The organism is Streptomyces nitrosporeus, from assembly GCF_008704555.1.
GTDB classification, from domain to species: domain Bacteria; phylum Actinomycetota; class Actinomycetes; order Streptomycetales; family Streptomycetaceae; genus Streptomyces; species Streptomyces nitrosporeus.
Genome location: NZ_CP023702.1, coordinates 4799442 through 4819801 on the forward strand (window position 1 = coordinate 4799442; position 20360 = coordinate 4819801).

Below are 20360 nucleotides of genomic sequence, written 5' to 3' on the forward strand. Positions count from 1 at the left end.
CGGATGGGCCCGGTCCGGCTGTCCGCCGGCGCCCCGGGGTTCACCCGTTGGTGTACTCCCGCACCATCACCTGCCGGGGCACCCCCGACGGCCGCAGCTCGCCGGAGGCGACCGGCTGGGGCTGCGCCGGAGCGTCCCCCAGGAACACCCGGCGTACCACCCGCTCCGCCGCGTGCCCGTCGTCGTACGGGCAGAACCTGGCCCGGAACGCGGCGCGCCGCTGGGTGGAACGCGGCCCGCGCCAGTGGCCGCTCGTGAAGATCTCGTGCAGCTCCTCCTGGCTGCGGGCCACCGCGCCGGGCGGGAACGCCTCCAGGTCGAAGTAGGTGCCGCGCGCCGCCTCGTACGCCTGCCGGTCCTCCAGGTGGAGGACGACGGGCCGGTCCAGGTTGACGTAGTCGAACATCAGCGAGGAGTAGTCCGTGATCAGCCCGTCGGAGGCGAGGCAGAGCTCCTCGACCGACAGATGGCCGCCGACGTCGATGATCTGCGGGTGCGGGGTGCGCCCGGCCGGGGTCCCGGTGGCCGTGTCGAGGTAATGGGAACGGGCCAGCACCACATAGCGCGGGCCGAGGACCCGGACGAGCTGTTCGAGGTCCAGCGGTCGCTGCCGGCCGCGCAGGTAGTCGCGGTGGGTCGGGGCGTACAGCAGCGCGGTGACGCCCTCCCGCACCCCCAGCTCGGCGCGCAGCCGGGCGATCAGCTCGGGGCGGGCGCGGTGGAAGACGTCGTTGCGCGGGCTGCCGTACTCCAGCGTCGTGTACCCGGAGGGGTAGATGCGCTCCCACACCAGGGTGGAGTGCTGGTTGGCGGAGAGCGAGAAGTCCCACTTGTCGACGTTGCGCAGCAACTGCGCGAAGTCCATGGAGCCGGCCGCCGCGGGCCGGTGCACCAGATCGGTGCCCATGGTCTTCAGCGGGGTCCCGTGGTGGGTCTGCACCAGGACCTGGCCGTGTCTCTTCACCAGCCTGCGGTCGAAGTTGACGTTGTTGACGAGGTACCGGGACCGGGCCAGGGCCGTCCAGTACGCGGCCGTCCCCGGGTGCAGCACCCGGACCCCGTCGGGGACGGTGTGCGCGTACGCGGGGTGGCAGATCCACGAGGTGCGCAGCCCCGGGACGAGGTCACGGGCCGCGGCCTCCAGCGCCGCCGGACTGCAGGTGTAACCGCGGTTCCAGTAGGCGGCGAACACCGCCTCCCCGGGGCGTACGGGCAGCCGCAGCTGCACCCGGTAGTGCAGCTGGAGGGCGGCACCGCGCAGGGCCCGGCGCACCGCCCGTGCCGCGCCGGCCAGGCGTCCGCGCAGCCGCTGCCCGGCCCACAGGGCCCGGTACGTCCGGTGGGCGCCCAGCCGGAACAGGGCGTGCCGCAGCCGTGCGCGGCGCGGCACGGCGGCCCCGGGCGCGCGGTAGCGGCGGCAGTGGGCACGGGCACGGCGGAAGAACTGGGCCCGGGTGCCCCGGGGGAGCCGCCCCGGGGAGGTGAACAGGGTCGAGAAGTGGTCGAGCATCCGCCGGAACAGCACCGGGCGCCAGACGGCCAGTTCGGGCCGGGCGTCGATGAAGGCGAACACCCGGTCGTACTGGTCGAAGACGTCGAAGTGCCTGCGGGTGGTGGTGGAGAGGATGTTGCCGCGGCGCCGCTGCCGGTAGTCGACGCACACGGCGTCCAGGACGGCGATCGATCCGGCGGCCATCAGCACCGGGTAGGTCCAGGGGGTGTCCTCGTAGTAGCCGGGCGGGAAGGTGAACCCTTCCGCCTCGACGAACTCGCGGCGGTACGCCTTGTTCCAGACCACCATGAGGACCTTGAGCAGTTCCGGCCGGTCCGCCAGCCGGAAGGTCGGCGGACCGGTCTCGGCGAGGGCCTGGGAGAAGACGTTGCGCTCGCTCTTCCCGGACCAGTAGGTGCGGGCGTAGTCGTAGACCAGGACATCGGGCCCGCCGGTCTCCTCCAGGCGGTCGGCGACGGCCTGGAGGGCCTCGGGGGTGAAGGTGTCGTCACCGTCGAGGAAGAGCAGGTAGTCGCCGCTCGCCCGTTCCACCCCGGCGTTGCGGGCGGGCCCCAGACCGGAGTTGGCCGGCAGGTGGACGACGCTCACGCGCGGGTCACGGGCGGCGTACTCGTCGGCGATCGAGCCGCAGGCGTCCGGTGAACAGTCGTCGACCACGATGATCTCGTGGTCCTTGAAGGACTGGTTCAGCACGGAGTCGAGACACGCGTGCAGATACGCCTGGACCCGGTACGCGGGCACGATGACACTGAACCGGGGCACAACACATCCAGGGATTCGCTCGCGGGAGGGCAGGTGGCCCGCAAACGGCCGATGGAGTGACTTGGTTACGCCGGATATGGCATTCGGGCGAACTCCGAGGTAGGGCGGCCCGATCGGGAGTGAACGGGCCGCCCTGATATTGACGAACGCGTGTGCTGTCGAGTCTTTTGCGGGCTTCCCCTCCCGGGACGCGCCCTACGCGACGGCGCCCCCTGCGTGACGGTTCCCGCTACGCAGGGGGCGCCCCCTGCGTGAGGGATCCCGCTACGCGACGGCGCCCCCTACTTGACGGCGCCGGCCATCACCCCGGAGACGAACTGCCGCTGGAAGGCGAAGAAGACCGCCAGCGGGATGACCATCGACACGAAGGCACCGGGCGCCAGTACGTCGATGTTGTTGCCGAACTGACGGACCTGCTGTTGCAGTGCCACGGTGATCGGCGGCGAGTCGGAGTCGGCGAAGATCAGCGCGACCAGCATGTCGTTCCACACCCACAGGAACTGGAAGATCCCGAGCGAGGCGATCGCCGGCCCGCCCAGCGGCATCACGACCCGGGTGAAGAGCCGGATCTCGCCTGCCCCGTCGAGCCGGGCGGCCTCCAGCAGTTCACGCGGGATCTCCGCGAAGAAGTTCCGCAGCAGGAAGATGGCGAAGGGCAGACCGAACGCCGTGTGGAAGAGGATCACGCCGAGCGTGGTCTCGAAGATCCCGATGGCGCCGAAGAGTTCGGAGACCGGGATCAGCGCGACCTGGACGGGCACCACCAGCAGTCCCACGACGAGCAGGAACCACCAGTCCCGCCCCGGGAACTCCATCCAGGCGAAGGCGTACCCGGCGAACGAGCCGATCACCACCACCAGCAGGGTGGACGGGACGGTGATCAGGACGGTGCTGAACAGCGAGTCGGTGATCGCCGAATTGTCCAGCAGCCGCTGGTAGTTGTCGAAGGTGATCCGGGTGGGGGCGGTGAACACCTTCCACCAGCCGCTCGCCGCGATCTCGTCCGGGCTCCGCAGCGAGGAGAGCAGCAGCCCGACGGTCGGCATCAGCCAGAACAGGGCCACGAGGAGGAGGAAGACCCGCATGAGGCCGCCCCCCGCCCGGGTGGCGATCCGTGCGGCGAGGGACGGCCGCGCCCTCTCTGCCCCGGCCGCGGTGTCCGGGGAGGCGGCGCGCCCCGCCGCGCCGGCGCCCGCGGTCCCGGCCTCGTCGGTCGTGGTCATCGGCGCCCCTCCTTCCGTATCCGGCGGATGTTGACGAGCATCATCGGGACCACCAGGAGCAGCAGGAGTACGGAGATGGCGCTGCCGACCCCGAGATCGGCGTCCGTGCCGAAGGAGGACCGGTACAGCTGGAGCGCCAGGACGTTGGCGTCGTCCTGGGAGGAGCCCGGCGCGATGATGAAGACCAGGTCGAAGATCTTCAGTACGTTGATCATCAGGGTGACCAGCACCACCACCAGGACCGGGGCGAGCATCGGGACGGTGATCCGGCGGAACACCTGCCACTCGTTGGCGCCGTCCACCCGGGCCGCCTCCAGGAGCTCACGCGGCAGGCCCGCCAGGCCCGCGGCGATCAGCACCATGGCGAAGCCCGCCCACATCCAGACGTAGCTCCCGATGATCCCGGGCGTCACCAGCGTGGGGCCGAGCCAGTCGACGCCGTTGTAGGGCTCCCGGAAGTTGTCCGCCGGGAGCCGGAGGGTGGCGCCGTCGGCCGAGGCGGGCAGGGTGAACACCCCGTCCGCGCCGGCGGTGGCGGTGGCGACGACCTCGCCGTCCCTGACGGCCTCGACCCGGAGGCCCTTCAGGCCGAGTTCCGCCGGGTCGACGGCGTTGGGCTTCCCGCCGCCGCCCCGGGTGAAGTCCAGCCACGCGGTGCCGGTGACCTTCCCGTCGTCCGCCGGCTCCGGGGTCCGGGCCGGTTCTGCGTCGCCGGGCATCTTCGCCGGAGCCACCCCGACGAGCGGCAGCCGCACCGGCTCGCCCGCCCGTACCGGTTCCTTCGTGACGAAGGCACCTCCGCCGCCCGCCTTCAGCGGGTGGACGGGCAGCGGGCGGGCCCTCGGGAAGCCGGAGGACTCCGCGAAGGTGTCGTGCACCCCGACGACGACGGCGTTGGCCACCCCGCGCTCGGGCGCCTGGTCGTACACCAGCCGGAAGATGATCCCGGCGGCCAGCATCGAGATCGCCATCGGCATGAAGACGAGCAGCTTGAACGCCGTCCCCCAGCGGATGCGTTCGGTCAGCACCGCGAAGACCAGGCCCAGCGCGGTGGCGACCGTGGGGGCGAACACCACCCAGACCGCGTTGTTCTTCACGGCGGTGCGGATGGTGTCGTCCGTGAAGAGCGTCTTGTAGTTGTCGAGGCCGGCGAAACCGGTGCCTGCCTGGTCGAGGAAGGACCGGTAGACGGAGTATCCGATCGGATACACGACGAGGGCGCCGAGCAGGACCAGGGCGGGCAGCAGGAACACCGCCGCGACCGCCTTGCGGGTGCCGGTGACGCTCCGGCCGCCCTGTCCGCCCGGACGTGCCCCGGGATGCTTGCCGGCGGGAGGCGCCGCTCCGGCGCCCCCCGCTGCCGTGGTCGTCATCGCGTCAGCCCGCGTACGCCTCGGCGGCCGCGGACTCCAGTTCCTCCTGGGTCCCCGCGATGTCCCCCGGGTTCTTCAGGAAGTCCTGGAGGATCTTCCACTCGCCCTTGCCGGGCGTCCCGCCGAACGACTGGGGCGCCTGGTCGGACATGTCGAACCGGACGTCGTCACCGGCCGCGATCAGCGCCTTCGCCATCGTGCGCTGCACCTCGTTCGGGTAGGCCGCCGGGTCCAGCGCCTTGTTCGGGGAGATGAAACCGCCCGCCTCGGCCCAGATCCGCGCCGCGTCGGTCGAGGCGAGCCAGGTCAGCAGCGCCTGGGCGCCCTTGCCGTCCTTCAGGGCCACCGCCGCGTCACCACCGGTCACCACCGGGGACTCGGCGCCGACCGCCGGGAAGGGGAACACCTTGGCGTCCTTGCCGATCTCGGCCTTGGTCTGCGCGATGTTGACCGAGACGAAGTCACCCTCGAAGACCATGGCCCCCTTGGGGGTGTCGCCGCCGGTGAAGGTCTGGGTCACCGAGGCGGGGAACTCCGTCTGCAGCGCGCCGTCCGCGCCGCCCGCGATCAGCTCCGGCTTGCCGAAGAGCTCCGCGAGGGTGGTCAGCGCGTCCCCGACGGACGGATCCGTCCACTTGATCTCGTGCTTCGCCAGCTGGTCGTACTTCTCGGGACCGGCCTGGGAGAGGTAGATGTTCTCGAACCAGTCGGTGAGCGTCCAGCCGTCCGCGCCACCGACCGAGACCGGGGTGACACCGGAGGCGGAGACCGTCTCGGCGGTGTTCAGGAAGTCCTTCCAGGTCTTCGGCTCACTCGCGCCCGCGTTCTCGAACGCCTGGGCGTTGTACCAGATCAGGGACTTGTTGGCGGCCTTGAAGTAGACCCCGTACTGGGTGCCGTCGACCGCTCCGAGGTCCTGCCAGACCTGCGCGTAGTTCTGCCCCAGCTGGGCCCGCGCCTCGGGGCCGGCCGGCTTGGCCCACTTCTTGGCCACGGCCTGCTGGACCGCGCCCACCTGCGGGATCATCGCCACGTCCGGCGGCTGGCCGCCCGCGATCTTCGTACCCAGGAAGTTGACGATCGGGTCCTGGGCCGGGACGAAGGTGACCGTGGCGCCGGTGCGCTTCTCGAACTCGTCCAGCACCTTGGTGAAGTTGGCCTGTTCGGGACCCGTCCAGACCGCCGCGACGGATATCTCCTCCCCGTCCAGCTTCGGTAAGGCGACACTCGGCGTGCTGTCCTCACCCTTCGGGGAGGCCCCGTCCTTCTTCCCGCCCTTGCCGTCGCCGCCGCAGCCCGTGAGGGCGAGTGCCCCGGCCGCGGTCAACGCCACTGCTGCCCTGCGCATGCGAAGGGTTGTGCGCATTCCTGCCCCGTCTCTTCTGCGCGCATGTGTGCGGACCGGCACCGACGGTGGGACCTGCGGTGCCGCTCACCTCTCACATCGTGCGGTTCACATCGTCCGTGCGCACATCTCTACGCCGGGACCACGGGGCCCGCAATACCGTCATCACCCCCGACCCGGTGATCGTGATGGGCTCGTGACGTGACGTCAGCGGCCGGAGGCCGGAACGGCGGGGATCAGCGGGGGCAGCCGCTCGGCGTTGACCGAGCGGGCCGCCCGCTCCAACGCGCTCGCCAGCAACGCCAGATCGGTGGGCCCGTTGCCCAGCTCCCGCACCGGCCGGCGGGCCGGCGGATCGCCCATCCGCTCCCACTCCAGCGGTACGACCGTGGGGCGCAGGGTCGCCGTACGCGGGATCCGGCCCGTGACCCTGCCGCCCTGGAACGGTGTCACCCGCCCGTCGGGGTGCCCCAGCCTGCCCCGCCCCGGCGCCGCCTCGTCGGGGGACGGCGGCAGGACCGGCGGGTCGAGCACCACGCGCAGCCGGGCGCCGCGCGCCAGCTCGGTGTCCTCGGTGCGGTCGGGGCGGGCGGACGTGGCGACGAGATGGACCCCCAGCCGCTCGCCGTCCCTGGCCACGGCCTCCAGCACCCGCACCACCGAACCGGCGGACGGGCGCCCCGGGCTGCCGAGCGACGGGGCGACCAGGGCGTCGAAGTCGTCGGCCAGGACCACGAGCCGGGGGAGCGGCGAGGGGCCCGGGTCGGCGGGGCGCTGCCCCGGGGGACGCAGCCGCAGGGTGCCGCTGGCGGGGGAGTCGAGGTCACCGCTGTCCGCGGCCGGCCGGCCGGTCCCGGACACCTGGGACTCGTCGTACCGGGCGTGCCAGGTGGCGAAGTCCAGGGTGCCCAGCAGTTCGGCGCGGCGCTTCAGCTCACCGCCGAGCGCCTGTGCGAACTCCCGCATGCGCACCGGCTCCGAGGCGACCAGGTGCGTGAAGACGTGGGGCAGCTCCGTGCACGGGCCGAGCCCCTGCGCGGAGGTGTCGCCCGCCCCGTCGATCAGCAGGATGCCGAGCCGGTCGGGGCGCGCGGCGGAGGCCAGGGACGCGGCCACGGCCCGCAGCAGCTCCGTACGGCCGCTGCCCGCCGGGCCCTCGATCAGCAGGTGCGGCCCCTCGTCGGCCAGATCCACCAGCAGGGGCCCCCGCGGTCCGGCGCCCAGCACGATCACCGGTCTGCCCGGGTAGGAGGCGGCCGCGGCCGCCCGGCCCTCGCGCCGCTGCGCGGGCACGGCGACGGCCGCCGGGAACACCGAGCGGCCGGCCCCCGAACTGGTGGGGCCGCTGCGCCGGTACGGGGACGGGGCGGGCTCGGCGGGGCCGGGGGACCCGGGGCCGGTGCGGCCGGACACGGTGCGCGCGGAGCCGGTACGGCCGCTCTCCGGGGCCTCGCGCTGCGCGCCGACGCGCGGACCGGTGCTCAGCGTGCGGCCGGAGCCCGCCGTGTCCGTCCCGGCCGCCGCCGGGGCCGGGACGGCCGGGCGGACCGTCGCACCGGGCTGTTCCTCCGCCGTCGATGCCCAGCGGGCCATCAGCGAGGCGGGAGTGGCCCGCGCGAGACCCAGCTCGTCCAGCAGCCGGGCCGACGGAGGCAGCGCCGCCGCCACCGGGCGGCCCGGGAGGGGCCCCGCGCCCTCGTCCCGCAGCGGGGCCAGCGCACGGGCGAAGCGCTCGGCCCAGGCCGCCGACACCGCGTCCACGACGGCGACCGTGCCGTGTCCCGCGACCTGCCCGCCCGCCGTGCGCAGCAGCCGCAGCGAGGTCGCCACGTCGCCGCTCAGCATCGCGACCGCGCCGCACTCACGGAAGGGGATCGAGGCCCGGCACGCGGTGTCGTAGGTCGCGTCGACCGGGGAGAGCGGCGAGGCCGCCGGGGCCTGGGCCAGGCAGATCAGATGGATACCGGCCGCCGCTCCGGCGCCCGCCAGTCCGGCCGTCGTCTCACGCAGCGCCGCGGAACCGGGGTCGCCGTCCACCACGACCACCGTGAACGGGCCTTCGTACCGCCGGGCCGCCTCGGCCACCGAGGCCCGGTCCGCGCTGGCCCAGCCGGGGCCCAGCGGTCCTTCGTCCATCCGCCGCACCAGCTCCGCCGCCCGGGCCTCCGCCTGCTCCCGGTCGTACGCCAGCAGCAGCCGGCAGTCCTGGCCGTGCAGCGGGCGCAGATGCGGCAGCCAGCCGAGCCAGGACCACTCCCGCCGCCGTTCCTCGGTGCCGCGCGTGCGGTCCGTGCTGATCAGCACGATCTCCAGGCCGGACGGCGGGTGCAGGGCGGCGAGCTGGGCCACCACCGAGCGGGCCAGCCCCGGCAGCCGGTCGTGCGGCCCGGCCAGTCCGAGCGAACCGGCCTCCCGCAGACCCACGGTGACCGGCACGGCGGGCAGGTCGGCGCGCTCGGTCGTGCCCAGCCGGACGACCAGGGCCTCCGGGTGCGCGCCGTCGCGCTCCCACAGGCGGGGCCCGGGGCCGAGCGCGGTCAGGAGCACCGACGCCGGATCCGGCCAGGTGCCCGCCGGGGCGGCCGGGGCGGCGGTGTGCGCGGCCGGGTCCCCGGGGCCCGCCTGCGGGGCGGGGCCGGGGTGCGCGGGCGGGGCGGCCTCGCCGCGCCCGCCCGCCAGCCGCCGCGCCCACGCGCCTATGCCGCCGCGCCGGGGGGCCTCGGCCGGGACGACCCGGGCGCCCCGGCCGTGGGTGGGCTGCGGCGGTACACCGGCCGTGTCCCGGCTCGCGGGCCCGCGGCCTTCGCCGGGTCCGGGTGCGTCCCGCCGTTCATCGTGCCCGGCGGGGCCGCCGGGCCGGCCGTGGGGGTCCTGCGGGCCGAGGGCGCCGGGGTGGTCGCCCCGGGCCCTGCCGTGGCCGCCGGCCCCGCCCGTGTCCGCCGGGCCGGGCGGTGCTTCCGTGCCGTGCGGCGCCTTTGGGCCGGGGGCGGTCCGGGCCGCCTCTCCACCGCCGGTGCCGGGCCGGGTCACCCGCAGGTGGCCCTCGCCGTCGGGGGCCGTCTCCAGCGTGGGCGTGCGCCCGCCGGCCGTGAGCGTGAGCACCGACTCGCCGAGCCGCAGCAGGGCCCCGGGGGCCAGCCGGACCGGGCGGTCGTGGACCGGGGTGCCGTCCAGCGAGGTGCCGTTCGTGGAGCCCAGGTCGGCGACCGCGACCCGGCCGTCCTCCAGGACGGTGACCGCGCAGTGCAGCCGGGACACGTCGGGGTCGTCCAGCGGTACGTCGGCGTCGGCGGACCGGCCGATCCTGACCTGCCCGCCGTGCAGCAGGTGGACCCCGCCGGCGTCGGGCCCGGCGACCACGTGCAGCCGGGCCGGGGCGGGGTCTCCGGAGCCCTCCTCCTCGCCGGGCACCTGGAGCGAGAGCACCGCCCCGTCCACCAGCGGCGGCTCACCGAGGGTGCGGCGCTGCGCGTCGAGCCGCTCGCGTCCGGCGTACAGCACCACCGCCCCGCCGCCCTGGGAGCCCTCCGGCCCCGTCACCGCGGAGGCGAGGGCCGACGCGACGGCGGCGAGCGCTGTCCCCGCGGGGGCGGTGACGAGCACGTCGCAGGTGCGCGCCGGGGTCTGGCCGCTGCGCGGCGCGAGGACGGTCAGCCGGATCTGCATCGCCGTCAGCGGTCCCTTCTGCGCGGGGCGCCCGGCAGGGGGAAGGCCCTGTGTTCTCCCCCACCCGGCACGGACGCGTCGTCCGGTACAGGTCGTCACGGAGCGAGAGGCTCCCGACCCCGCGGTTCCGTGCTGGAAGGCATCCTCCCATCCGCCACTGACAACACGCCCGGGGGTGACCGCTTAGTGATCATGATTGGCCGGGTGTGGGGGTAAAAGTGCCTGCTTGGCCTTGGCGCGGGAGGTGCTGCACACTCGTTCGGCAACCAACTCCCCGATGGTTGCGTCTTCCCCCGACAACGACCGGCCCCACCGTGGTGCCGGGTCGTTAGAGTGGGCCGGAACATCCGGGCGGGCCGGGGGGCCGCCGAGCACAACGATCAGCAGGGAGCGCGTGACGTGCGGCCAGTCGGCAGCAAGTACCTGCTCGAGGAGCCGCTCGGGCGCGGCGCCACGGGCACCGTCTGGCGAGCCCGCCAGCGGGAGACCGCCGGGGCCGAGGCGGCCGTCGCCGGCCAGCCCGGCGAGACCGTGGCGATCAAGGTGCTCAAGGAGGAGCTGGCCAACGACGCGGACGTCGTGATGCGCTTCCTGCGCGAGCGTTCCGTGCTGCTGCGGCTGACCCACCCGAACATCGTGCGGACCCGGGACCTCGTCGTCGAGGGCGATCTGCTGGCCCTGGTGATGGACCTGGTCGACGGCCCGGACCTGCACCGCTACCTCCGGGAGAACGGCCCCTTCACCCCGGTCGCCGCCTCCCTGCTCACCGCGCAGATCGCGGACGCGCTCGCCGCCAGCCACGCCGACGGCGTCGTCCACCGCGACCTGAAGCCCGCCAACGTGCTGCTCGACGAGCGCGACGGCGGGATGCACCCGATGCTCACCGACTTCGGCATCGCGCGGCTGGCCGACTCCCCGGGGCTGACCCGGACCCACGAGTTCGTCGGCACGCCCGCGTACGTGGCGCCGGAGTCCGCCGAGGGCCGCCCGCAGACCTCCGCCGTGGACATCTACGGCGCGGGCATCCTGCTGTACGAACTGGTCACCGGGCGACCGCCGTTCGGCGGCGGCACCGCACTGGAGGTGCTGCACCGGCACCTCAACGAGGAGCCCCGCCGCCCCGGCAGCGTCCCCGAGCCGCTGTGGACGGTCATAGAGCGCTGCCTGAGCAAGGACCCCGGCCGGCGGCCCAGCGCCGTGAACCTCGCCCGGGCGCTGCGCACCGTCGGCGCCGGGATCGGCGTGCACGCCAACTCGGCCCAGATCGCCGCCGCCGAGGGTGTGGGCGCCCTGCTCGCCCCCGACCCGGCGCCCGCCGCCGTCCCCGGCACCCAGGACGCGGCCGACCCGACCCAGGTGCTGCCGGGCAACGCGGGCTCCTACGACCCGGCCGCCCCGACCAGCGTCCTGCCGCAGACCGGAGGAGCCGGGGGCGGTGCCGGGCACGCAGATCCGACCGCCGTCATGCCGCCGGTGCCGCCGCGCCCCGAGGGCGCGCCGCAGCCCGACGAACCGCACCCCTGGCAGTCCCAGCTGAGGGCGGCCCGCGACCGCAACGAGCAGACGCAGGTGCAGTACCTCGACCCGGGCCAGGACCCGCTCCGCCGCCGTCCGCAGCGCCAGGCCCCCCCGGCTCCGGCCCCCCAGCACCGGCAGCAGCCCCCGCATCAGCAGCCTCCGCAGGCCCAGCAGTATCCGCAGCCGCAGCGCCGCCCGTACGCACCCCCGCCGCAGCCGCAGCACCAGCAGTACGCCCCGCCCCAGCAGCCGCAGCAGCCCCAGCAGCCGCAGCCGCCCGCGCCGCGTCAGCCCCGGCCGCCCCGGCAGCGCAGCGCCAACCCGATGCGCATCCCGGGCCTGGGCTGCCTCAAGGGCTGCTTGTTCACGGTGGTGCTGCTGGTCGTCGCGAGCTGGCTGATCTGGGAGCTGACACCGCTCCAGGGCTGGATCGCGGAGGGCAAGAGCTACTGGGAGGCCATCGGGGACGGGATCTCGAAGGTCACCGGCTGGATCGAGGACCTCGGAGGCGGCTCCGACACACCTACGGGCCAGTAACACCCCCGGCCTGTTTCTTTGTCGACTTCCGCGGGCCGATTCGGCCCGCGGAAGCCGAGGTCGGTGCCGTCCGCGGCCCCCAACGCCCCGATCGCCGCGTAACTTTGTCGACCGGGGGTCAACGCCAGCCGCTGAGGGAGCAGTCGTGGCACGGAATATCGGCAGCCGGTACACGGCCCACCAGATCCTGGGGCGCGGAAGCGCCGGCACGGTGTGGCTCGGGGAGGGCCCGGAAGGGCCTGTCGCCGTCAAGCTGCTCCGCGAGGACCTCGCGTCCGACCAGGAGCTCGTGGGCCGCTTCGTACAGGAGCGCACCGCGCTGCTCGGACTCGATCATCCGCACATCGTGGCCGTCCGCGACCTCGTCGTCGACGGGAACGACCTGGCGCTCGTCATGGACCTGGTCCGCGGCACCGATCTGCGGACCAGGCTCGACCGGGAACGCCGCCTCGCGCCGGAGGCCGCCGCGGCGATCGTCGCGGACGTCGCCGACGGCCTGGCCGCCGCGCACCGGGCCGGGGTCGTCCACCGGGACGTCAAGCCGGAGAACATCCTGCTCGACATGGAGGCCCCCCCGGGCCCCGGCGGCGCCCACCCCGCCCTGCTCACCGACTTCGGCGTCGCCAAGCTGATCGACACGCCCCGCCGCGCCAAGGCCACCAGGATCATCGGCACGCCGGACTACCTGGCCCCCGAGATCGTGGAGGGGCTCCCGCCACGCGCCGCGGTCGACATCTACGCCCTGGCCACGGTCTTCTACGAGCTCCTGGCGGGCTTCACGCCCTTCGGCGGCGGCCACCCCGGCGCCGTACTGCGCCGGCACGTCACCGAGACCGTCGTCCCGCTGCCCGGCATCCCCGAGGAGCTCTGGCAGCTTTTGGTGCAGTGCCTGGCCAAGGCGCCCGCCTCCCGGCTGCGCGCCTCGGAGCTGGCGACGCGGCTGCGGGAGCTGATCCCGCTGCTGGCCGGGATACCCCCGCTCGACGTCGACGAGCCCGATTCCGGGACCGAGTCGCCGGCGTACGACGAGCAGGGCTACGCCCCGGTCCCCGAGGAGCCCCGCCGCCGCGGCGCCGTACCGCTGGTCCCGGGCTCCTCCCCCGACTCCAACCGGGACACCCACACCAGCATGCGGGTCCCGGCCCCCGACGAACTGGCCGGCGGCCCCCTCGGCACCGCCCGCGCCCCCCGCGCCCCGGGCCGGCCCCGCCCGGGATCGGCCCGTAACAGGTCCGGCACCGTCCGCAAGCGTCGTATCACCCTGGGTGTGGCGGCCCTCGCGCTCTGTGCGGCCCTGGGCGTGGGCGGCTGGTTCGCCTTCGGCGGAGACGACCCGGCCCCCACCCCCGAGGACACCCGCAACTCCGCCCCGGCGGCGCCCTGACGGCCGCCCGGACTCTCCCCGGCGGGGCCCGGCTCCCCGGGTGGCGGGACAGGTTCATCCGTGCAGCCGTTACGCTGGACCTGTGGCAGTCGTCGATATTTCCGAAGAGCTGAAGTCCCTCTCCTCGACCATGGGGTCGATCGAGGCCGTCCTGGACCTCGATGCGATGAGGGCCGACATCGCCGCGCTCGAGGAGCAGGCGGCGGCGCCCTCCCTCTGGGACGACCCGGAGGCGGCGCAGAAGATCACCAGCAAGCTCTCGCACCTCCAGGCCGAGGTCCGCAAGGCCGAAGCGCTGCGGAGCCGCATCGACGACCTCGGGGTCCTCTTCGAGCTCGCCGAGGACGAGGGCGACGCCGACACGCAGGCCGAGGCCGAGGCGGAGCTGGAGTCGGTCCGCAAGGCGCTCGACGAGATGGAGGTCCGCACCCTCCTGTCCGGCGAGTACGACGCGCGTGAGGCCCTGGTCACGATCCGTGCGGAGGCGGGCGGCGTCGACGCCGCCGACTTCGCCGAGAAGCTCCAGCGCATGTATCTCCGCTGGGCCGAGCAGCGCGGTTACAAGACCGAGGTCTACGAGACGGCGTACGCCGAAGAGGCCGGCATCAAGTCGACCACCTTCGCCGTCGAGGTCCCCTACGCCTACGGCACGCTCTCCGTCGAGCAGGGCACCCACCGCCTGGTCCGTATCTCGCCCTTCGACAACCAGGGCCGCCGCCAGACGTCCTTCGCGGGCGTGGAGGTGCTGCCGGTGGTCGAGCAGACCGACCACATCGACATCGACGAGTCGGAACTGCGCGTCGACGTGTACCGCTCCTCGGGCCCCGGCGGCCAGGGCGTCAACACCACGGACTCCGCGGTGCGCCTGACCCACCTGCCGACCGGCATCGTCGTCTCCTGCCAGAACGAGCGTTCGCAGATCCAGAACAAGGCGTCCGCGATGAACGTCCTCCAGGCCAAGCTGCTCGAACGCCGCCGCCAGGAGGAGCAGGCCAAGATGAACGCGCTCAAGGGCGACGGCGGCAACTCCTGGGGCAACCAGATGCGTTCGTACGTCCTGCACCCCTACCAGATGGTCAAGGACCTGCGTACGGAGTTCGAGATCGGCAACCCCGAAGCGGTGTTCAACGGCGAGATCGACGGCTTCATCGAGGCCGGTATCCGCTGGCGCAAGCAGAACGAGAAGTAGCCGTACCCGTACGGCGGCCGGGCCCGGGCAGGATTCCTGCCCGGGCCCGGTGCGTTCGGTGCTTCGGGGTCTTCCGCCTTTCGGCGTACGGGAATTGGGGAACGCTAGGCCAGGAGTGTCACAGTCGTGATGCCGAAAAGCCGTCAAGAACCGTCCATAGCGGAGCGTATGCCCCGGAACGGCCTTGACGTTCTCCTTAACTCTGGACAGGGTGCTAGGGCAGCACACGTATGTCTGGGACAGGTGTGATCGGGGGCGGGATGAAACACGGCGACGTGGCCCCGCGGAGAACGACCCCGCTGGGCCGTGGACCGCATATGGCTGCTCCAACGACGAGATCAGCTACTGGGGGTAGCAACAGATGACCAAGAAGACGCGCGTACGCGTCGCTCGGATAGCTGCCGGCGCGGTTATCGCCGCGGGCGCCTCGCTCACCGTCACCGGTGCCGCGCAGGCTGCGGGCTTCATCGGCGTGGACGCTGACGACTCCTCGGTGACCGTCCAGACCGGTTACACGGGTGAGGAGGACGACCCGACCAACCCGGGCGAGAACCCGGACAACCCCGGTGGTGAGAACCCGGGCGGGGAGAACCCCGGTGGTGAGAACCCTGGCGGGGAGAACCCCGGTGGTGAGAACCCTGGCGGTGAGAACCCCGGTGGTGAGAACCCTGGCGGTGAGAACCCCGGTGGTGAGAACCCCGGTGGTGAGAACCCTGGCGGTGAGAACCCCGGTGGTGAGAACCCGGGCGGGGAGAACCCGGGCGGGGAGAACCCCGGTGGTGAGAACCCGGGCGGGGAGAACCCTGGCGGTGAGAACCCCGGTGGGGAGAACCCTGGCGGTGAGAACCCGGGCGGTGAGAACCCCGGTGGGGAGAACCCCGGTGGTGAGAACCCGGGCGAGGAGAACCCGGGCGGGGAGAACCCCGACGGCGAGACGCCGGGAAGCGTCACCGGCGGGTCCACCGGTGGGTCCACCGGCGGCAACGGCTCCGGCTGCACCGTCGACGGCGACAGCATCGCCTGCGCCGACAACACCGACACCAACAGCGCCGGCAACCAGCCGGTCGAGCAGGGCAAGGGCAAGGACGAGCTGGCCGAGACCGGTGCGGCCGAGACCACGTTCCTGCTGATCGGTGCCGCCACGATGATCGCGGGCGGTATCGGCTTCCGTGTCCTGCCGCGCCTGGCCGGCGGCAGCCGCGCGGCTGTCTGAGCCGTACGGGAACAACGTACGACACCGCCCCGCACGGCCGTGAAAGGGCCGTAGAGGCGTACAGAAGGGCCCGGGGAAGCCGTCAGACGGCTCCCCCGGGCCCTTCCGGTGTTCCAGGACCCCCTCGGGGGCCTCATGGCGGTCCCGGCCCGGCACCGGGCGCGCGAGGCGGTCAGGCCGCCTGGTGCACCAGCAGGGCCAGCGCCGCCAGCAGGACCACCATCAGTGCGATCAGCGCCGCCGGTGAGACGTTCGCGAAGAGCCCCTGCTCCTCCATACGCTCCCGGCTCGCCCGGCAGACGCGACAGCGCCCCTCGGCCACCGGAGCCGCGCAGTTCGCGCACACCAGTCGGTCATAGGTCATGCGCATTCCTCCTCCCGCGCGGCGGAGCCGCATCACACGTTCTCTCCGCACAACGCTCAGGGAAACGCGACCGTTCCCCCTTCCACTGTGCCAGCCCCGGCCGGTTTCGGCGCGGCCCGAGGTGTTCCGGAAAGCACGGGCCCGGCCCGCCCCGGTTCGTTCCCCGCCACTTTCCGTCACAAATCCCTCATCGACGGACGCCGACTGCGCGCCTCAGCCCGGTTCGCGTATGGTCACGCACACCTACTCCCGGCCGACCGTGGTGCATCCGTGATCCGATTCGACAACGTCTCCAAGACCTACCCGAAGCAGAGCCGCCCAGCGCTCCGGGATGTCTCACTCGACATCGAGAAGGGTGAGTTCGTCTTCCTGGTGGGCTCCTCCGGCTCCGGTAAGTCCACCTTCATGAAGCTCATCCTCCGCGAGGAGCGCGCCAGCACGGGCACCGTCCACGTGCTCGGCAAGGACCTCTCGCGGCTGTCCAACTGGAAGGTGCCGCAGCTGCGCCGCCAGCTGGGCAACGTCTTCCAGGACTTCCGGCTGCTGCCGAACAAGACCGTCGCCCAGAACGTGGCCTTCGCGCAGGAGGTCATCGGCAAGCCGCGCGGCGAGATCCGCAAGGCCGTGCCGCAGGTGCTGGACCTCGTCGGCCTCGGCGGCAAGGAGGACCGGATGCCCGGCGAGCTCTCCGGCGGTGAGCAGCAACGTGTCGCCATCGCGCGGGCGTTCGTCAACCGCCCCATGCTGCTGATCGCGGACGAGCCCACCGGTAACCTCGACCCGCAGACCTCCGTGGGCATCATGAAGCTGCTGGACCGGATCAACCGGACCGGCACCACCGTGATCATGGCGACCCACGACCAGAACATCGTCGACCAGATGCGCAAGCGCGTCATCGAGCTCGAGCAGGGCCGTCTCGTCCGTGACCAGGCGCGCGGCGTCTACGGATACCAGCACTGAGCGGGCCCGTCCCGCTCACGCCCCCGCACGAGTACCGATACTGAAAGGACGCCATGCGCGCCCAGTTCGTCCTGTCGGAGATCGGCGTCGGTCTCCGTCGCAATCTCACGATGACCTTCGCGGTCGTGGTCTCCGTCGCCCTCTCGCTCGCCCTGTTCGGCGGTGCGCTGCTGCTGCGCGAGCAGGTCGGCTCGATGAAGACCTACTGGTACGACAAGGTCAACGTCTCGATCTACCTCTGCAACAAGAACGACGCCAAGACCACGCCCAAGTGCGCGAAGGGCGCGGTCACGGCCGAGCAGAAGGCACAGATCAAGTCCGATCTGGAGAAGATGGACATCGTCGAGAAGCCGGTGCTCTTCGAGACGGTCGACGAGGCGTACAAGCACTACCAGGAGGAGTTCGGCGACTCCCCGATGGCCGGCAGCATCACGCCGGACCAGATGCAGGAGTCGTTCCGGGTCAAGCTCAAGGACCCGCAGAAGTACAAGGTGGTCGCGACGGCCTTCGCCGGACGTGACGGGGTGCAGTCCGTGGCGGACCAGCGCAGCATCCTGGACAACCTCTTCGAATTGATGAACGGTATGAACGTGGCGGCGATCGTGCTGATGGCACTGATGCTGGTCATCGCGTTGATGCTCATCGTCAACACCGTCCGCGTCTCGGCGTTCAGCCGGAGACGGGAGACGGGCATCATGCGGCTGGTGGGCGCCTCCGGCTTCTACATCCAGATGCCGTTCATCATGGAGGCCGCGTTCGCGGGTCTGATCGGCGGCGTCTTCGCCTGCGTACTGCTGCTGGCGGCACGGTACTTCCTGATCGACGGCGGTCTCGCGCTCCAGGAGAAGCTGAACCTGATCGACTTCATCGGTTGGGACGCGGTGCTCACCAAGCTGCCGCTGGTCCTCGCGATCGGACTGCTGATGCCCGCCGTGGCCGCGTTGTTCGCGTTGCGCAAGTACCTGAAGGTGTGACAAGCGCCCCGTCGGGCTTACGGCTCACCAGCCGTGTACCGACGGGGCGTTGTCCTACACTCGGCCCCATGCCGGACCAAACGCACCGTTTCGGACCCCGCGGTGCCGGCCGCGGGGCCGCTCTGACGTTGGTGTTCGCGAGTGTGCTGGCCACCGCCGCGGTCACCGGTGCCCTCCCCGGGGAGGACGGCGGGCGGGAGGCGGAGATAGCCGCGCGTTCCGTCTCCTCCACGGTCGCTCCGGTCGCTCCGGTCGACCGCGCGGAGATCGAGGAGGCCGCGGCCGGCGCCGAGGCGGACGGCACATCCGTCACCGAGGCCGCCGAGGAGGTCGTCAGCCGCAGCGGGGACCGCTGGGGCGCGGTGTACGACGAGCGGGAGTACGAGGAGTTCGAGCAGGCCCTCGACGGTGCGTACACCGGGGTCGGGATCTCCGCCCGCCGCCCGGCCGGGGGCGAGGTCACCGTGGCCCGGGTCCATCCCGGCGGGCCCGCGGACCGGGCCGGGATACGTGAGGGCGACCGGATCCTGGAGGTCGACGGCCGGGCCGTCGGCGAGCGCCCCGTGGCCGAGGTGGTCGCGTGGCTGCGCGGTGACGCGCAGGACGCCGCCGAGGGGACCACCGTCGTCCTCGGGCTGCGGCGCGGCGGTCGCACCTGGCCGGCGACGCTGACGCGGGCCCGGCTCAGCACGGAGCCGGTCACCGTCCGGCGGCTGGGCGACGATCCCGCCGCCGCCTTACTGATCAAGGTGTCCGCCTTCACCAAGGGGTCCGGCGGGAAGGTCCGCGAGGCCGTGGACACGGCCCCCGGGGGCGCCGGGATCCTGCTGGACCTGCGTGCCAACCAGGGCGGCCTGGTCTCCGAGGCCGTCACCGCCTCCTCCGCCTTCCTGGACGGCGGCCTGGTCGCGACGTACGACGTACACGGTGAACAGCGCGCGCTGTACGCCGAGCCCGGCGGCGACACCGAGCGGCCCGTGGTGGTGCTGGTGGACGGCGGCACGATGAGCGCGGCGGAGCTCCTCACCGGTGCCCTCCAGGACCGGGGCAGGGCGGTGACCGTGGGAACCCGCACCTTCGGCAAGGGATCCGTGCAGATGCCGAGCAGGCTCCCGGGAGGCTCCGTCGCCGAGCTGACCGTCGGGCAGTACCGCACCCCGGCGGGCCGCACCGTCGAGGGCAGCGGCATCACGCCGGACGTCGGGGCGGACGCGGAGGCCGAAGACCGGGCCGAGACGGTATTGAGTGGCCTCGGGGGCGGGTCGTAGTGCGAAAATGACCGCACTATGGCCAAGAGCAAAGACAAAGACAACGGGCGCAAGATGATCGCCCAGAACAAGAAGGCCCGGCACGACTACCACATCCTCGACACCTACGAGTGCGGTCTCGTGCTCATGGGTACGGAGGTCAAGTCGCTGCGGCTGGGCCGGGCGTCGCTGGTCGACGGCTTCGTCCAGATCGACAACGGCGAGGCGTGGCTGCACAACATCCATGTCCCGGAGTACGTCCAGGGCACCTGGACCAACCACGCGGCGAAGCGCAAGCGCAAGCTGCTCCTGCACCGGGCCGAGATCGACAAGCTCCAGGCCAAGTCCCAGGAGACGGGTCACACGATCGTGCCCCTCGCCCTGTACTTCAAGGACAGCCGGGTCAAGGTCGAGATCGCGCTCGCCAAGGGCAAGAAGGAGTACGACAAGCGCCAGACCCTGCGGGAGAAGCAGGACACCCGCGAGACCAACCGCGCCATCGCGGCGGCCCGCCGCCGCCAGCGCCAGGGCTGAGGACCGGGCGGGAAGCGGGCCGGCGCCGGGGCCACCGGAATACAGTGGCATCCGTGTGCGTTGGTCACGTACGATGGGCCGTGCACCTCACAGAGGGTGCGCGTTTTGAAAACACCACATGGGGATGATCGGTTTCGACAGCGGATGTCGAAGCAGGGGAAGCGAGTCGAGGAAGCGGCAATGATCTCGTAAACCATATGTCGCAACCAATAATCGCCAACACCAAGCGCGATTCCTCCGCCTTCGCCCTCGCTGCCTAATTAGCAGCTAAGCGAAGACTCTGCGGAGTGTCAGCCCGGGGGTGATCCCGACCCGGATCCTGGCATCATCAAGGGATCTAAACTTCTGAGCCCGGTCACGGGGCCCAGAAGGAAATCAAACAGTGGCTGGGCCTGTCGGAGGCTTGTTCGCGTGACCTCCGGGGCCGAGAAAAGCACAGCGAACTGCACTCGGAGAAGCCCTGGTTCCGCACCGTTGGACGCGGGTTCGATTCCCGCCATCTCCACCACCCCATGTAAGCCTCCGCCCCGCGAGTTCTCTCGCGGGGCGGAGGCTTTT

14 protein-coding genes and 1 other RNA gene are annotated in these 20360 nt (G+C 72.4%); 9 read left to right on the top strand and 6 right to left on the bottom strand.

Annotated elements, in window-relative coordinates; genetic code table 11:
* Positions 1-40 precede the first annotated feature (40 nt).
* The 5 genes from CP967_RS21270 to CP967_RS21290 form a co-directional block, all read right to left on the bottom strand.
* A complete protein-coding gene (locus CP967_RS21270; protein ID WP_150489494.1) occupies positions 41-2275 on the bottom strand; it encodes a bifunctional glycosyltransferase/CDP-glycerol:glycerophosphate glycerophosphotransferase in 2235 nt (744 codons plus the stop codon).
* A gap of 281 nt (positions 2276-2556) precedes the next feature.
* Positions 2557-3498 carry a carbohydrate ABC transporter permease gene (locus tag CP967_RS21275; protein ID WP_150489495.1) on the bottom strand — a complete coding sequence of 314 codons (942 nt, stop codon included), beginning with the start codon at positions 3496-3498 and terminating at the stop codon, positions 2557-2559.
* Positions 3495-4871 carry a carbohydrate ABC transporter permease gene (locus tag CP967_RS21280; protein WP_150489496.1) on the bottom strand — a complete coding sequence of 459 codons (1377 nt, stop codon included), beginning with the start codon at positions 4869-4871 and terminating at the stop codon, positions 3495-3497. Before CP967_RS21280 ends, CP967_RS21275 begins: the two co-directional genes overlap by 4 nt.
* Before the next feature lie 4 nt (positions 4872-4875).
* Positions 4876-6237 (bottom strand): ABC transporter substrate-binding protein, encoded by a 1362-nt coding sequence (locus CP967_RS21285; RefSeq protein WP_150489497.1) that lies wholly within the window; start codon positions 6235-6237, stop codon positions 4876-4878.
* A gap of 186 nt (positions 6238-6423) precedes the next feature.
* Positions 6424-9882: an FHA domain-containing protein gene (locus CP967_RS21290; protein ID WP_150489498.1), complete on the bottom strand. Its 3459-nt coding sequence runs from the start codon at positions 9880-9882 to the stop codon at positions 6424-6426.
* A 399-nt stretch (positions 9883-10281) separates the two neighbouring features.
* On the opposite strand from CP967_RS21290, the gene CP967_RS21295 reads away from it, so the two are divergent.
* The 4 genes from CP967_RS21295 (at position 10282) to CP967_RS21310 (ending at position 15723) form a co-directional block, all read left to right on the top strand.
* Complete coding sequence (locus CP967_RS21295; protein ID WP_150489499.1) at positions 10282-11937, top strand: serine/threonine-protein kinase; 1656 nt, start codon at positions 10282-10284, stop codon at positions 11935-11937.
* A 145-nt stretch (positions 11938-12082) separates the two neighbouring features.
* Positions 12083-13321: a serine/threonine-protein kinase gene (locus tag CP967_RS21300; protein WP_150489500.1), complete on the top strand. Its 1239-nt coding sequence runs from the start codon at positions 12083-12085 to the stop codon at positions 13319-13321.
* A gap of 82 nt (positions 13322-13403) precedes the next feature.
* A complete protein-coding gene (gene prfB, locus CP967_RS21305) occupies positions 13404-14510 on the top strand; it encodes a peptide chain release factor 2 (RefSeq protein WP_150489501.1) in 1107 nt (368 codons plus the stop codon).
* Positions 14511-14871: 361 nt separating this feature from the next.
* Positions 14872-15723, top strand: a complete 852-nt coding sequence (locus CP967_RS21310) for an LPXTG cell wall anchor domain-containing protein (RefSeq protein ID WP_150489502.1) — start codon at positions 14872-14874, stop codon at positions 15721-15723.
* Positions 15724-15895: 172 nt separating this feature from the next.
* Here CP967_RS21310 and CP967_RS21315 read toward each other — a convergent pair whose 3' ends face one another.
* Complete coding sequence (locus CP967_RS21315; RefSeq protein WP_150489503.1) at positions 15896-16087, bottom strand: hypothetical protein; 192 nt, start codon at positions 16085-16087, stop codon at positions 15896-15898.
* Between the two features lie 270 nt (positions 16088-16357).
* On the opposite strand from CP967_RS21315, the gene ftsE reads away from it, so the two are divergent.
* From ftsE to ssrA, 5 genes are all read left to right on the top strand, one after another.
* Positions 16358-17047 carry a cell division ATP-binding protein FtsE gene (gene ftsE / locus CP967_RS21320; RefSeq protein WP_150489504.1) on the top strand — a complete coding sequence of 230 codons (690 nt, stop codon included), beginning with the start codon at positions 16358-16360 and terminating at the stop codon, positions 17045-17047.
* Positions 17048-17100: 53 nt separating this feature from the next.
* On the top strand, positions 17101-18021 hold the full coding sequence (gene ftsX, locus CP967_RS21325) for a permease-like cell division protein FtsX (protein WP_150489505.1): 921 nt from the start codon (positions 17101-17103) through the stop codon (positions 18019-18021).
* A 68-nt stretch (positions 18022-18089) separates the two neighbouring features.
* Positions 18090-19289, top strand: coding sequence for a S41 family peptidase (locus CP967_RS21330; protein WP_150489506.1), 1200 nt, complete (start codon positions 18090-18092; stop codon positions 19287-19289).
* 18 nt (positions 19290-19307) lie between these two features.
* Positions 19308-19802: an SsrA-binding protein SmpB gene (gene smpB / locus CP967_RS21335; protein WP_150489507.1), complete on the top strand. Its 495-nt coding sequence runs from the start codon at positions 19308-19310 to the stop codon at positions 19800-19802.
* Positions 19803-19922: 120 nt separating this feature from the next.
* Positions 19923-20310: a transfer-messenger RNA gene (ssrA, locus tag CP967_RS21340) on the top strand.
* Positions 20311-20360 lie beyond the last annotated feature (50 nt).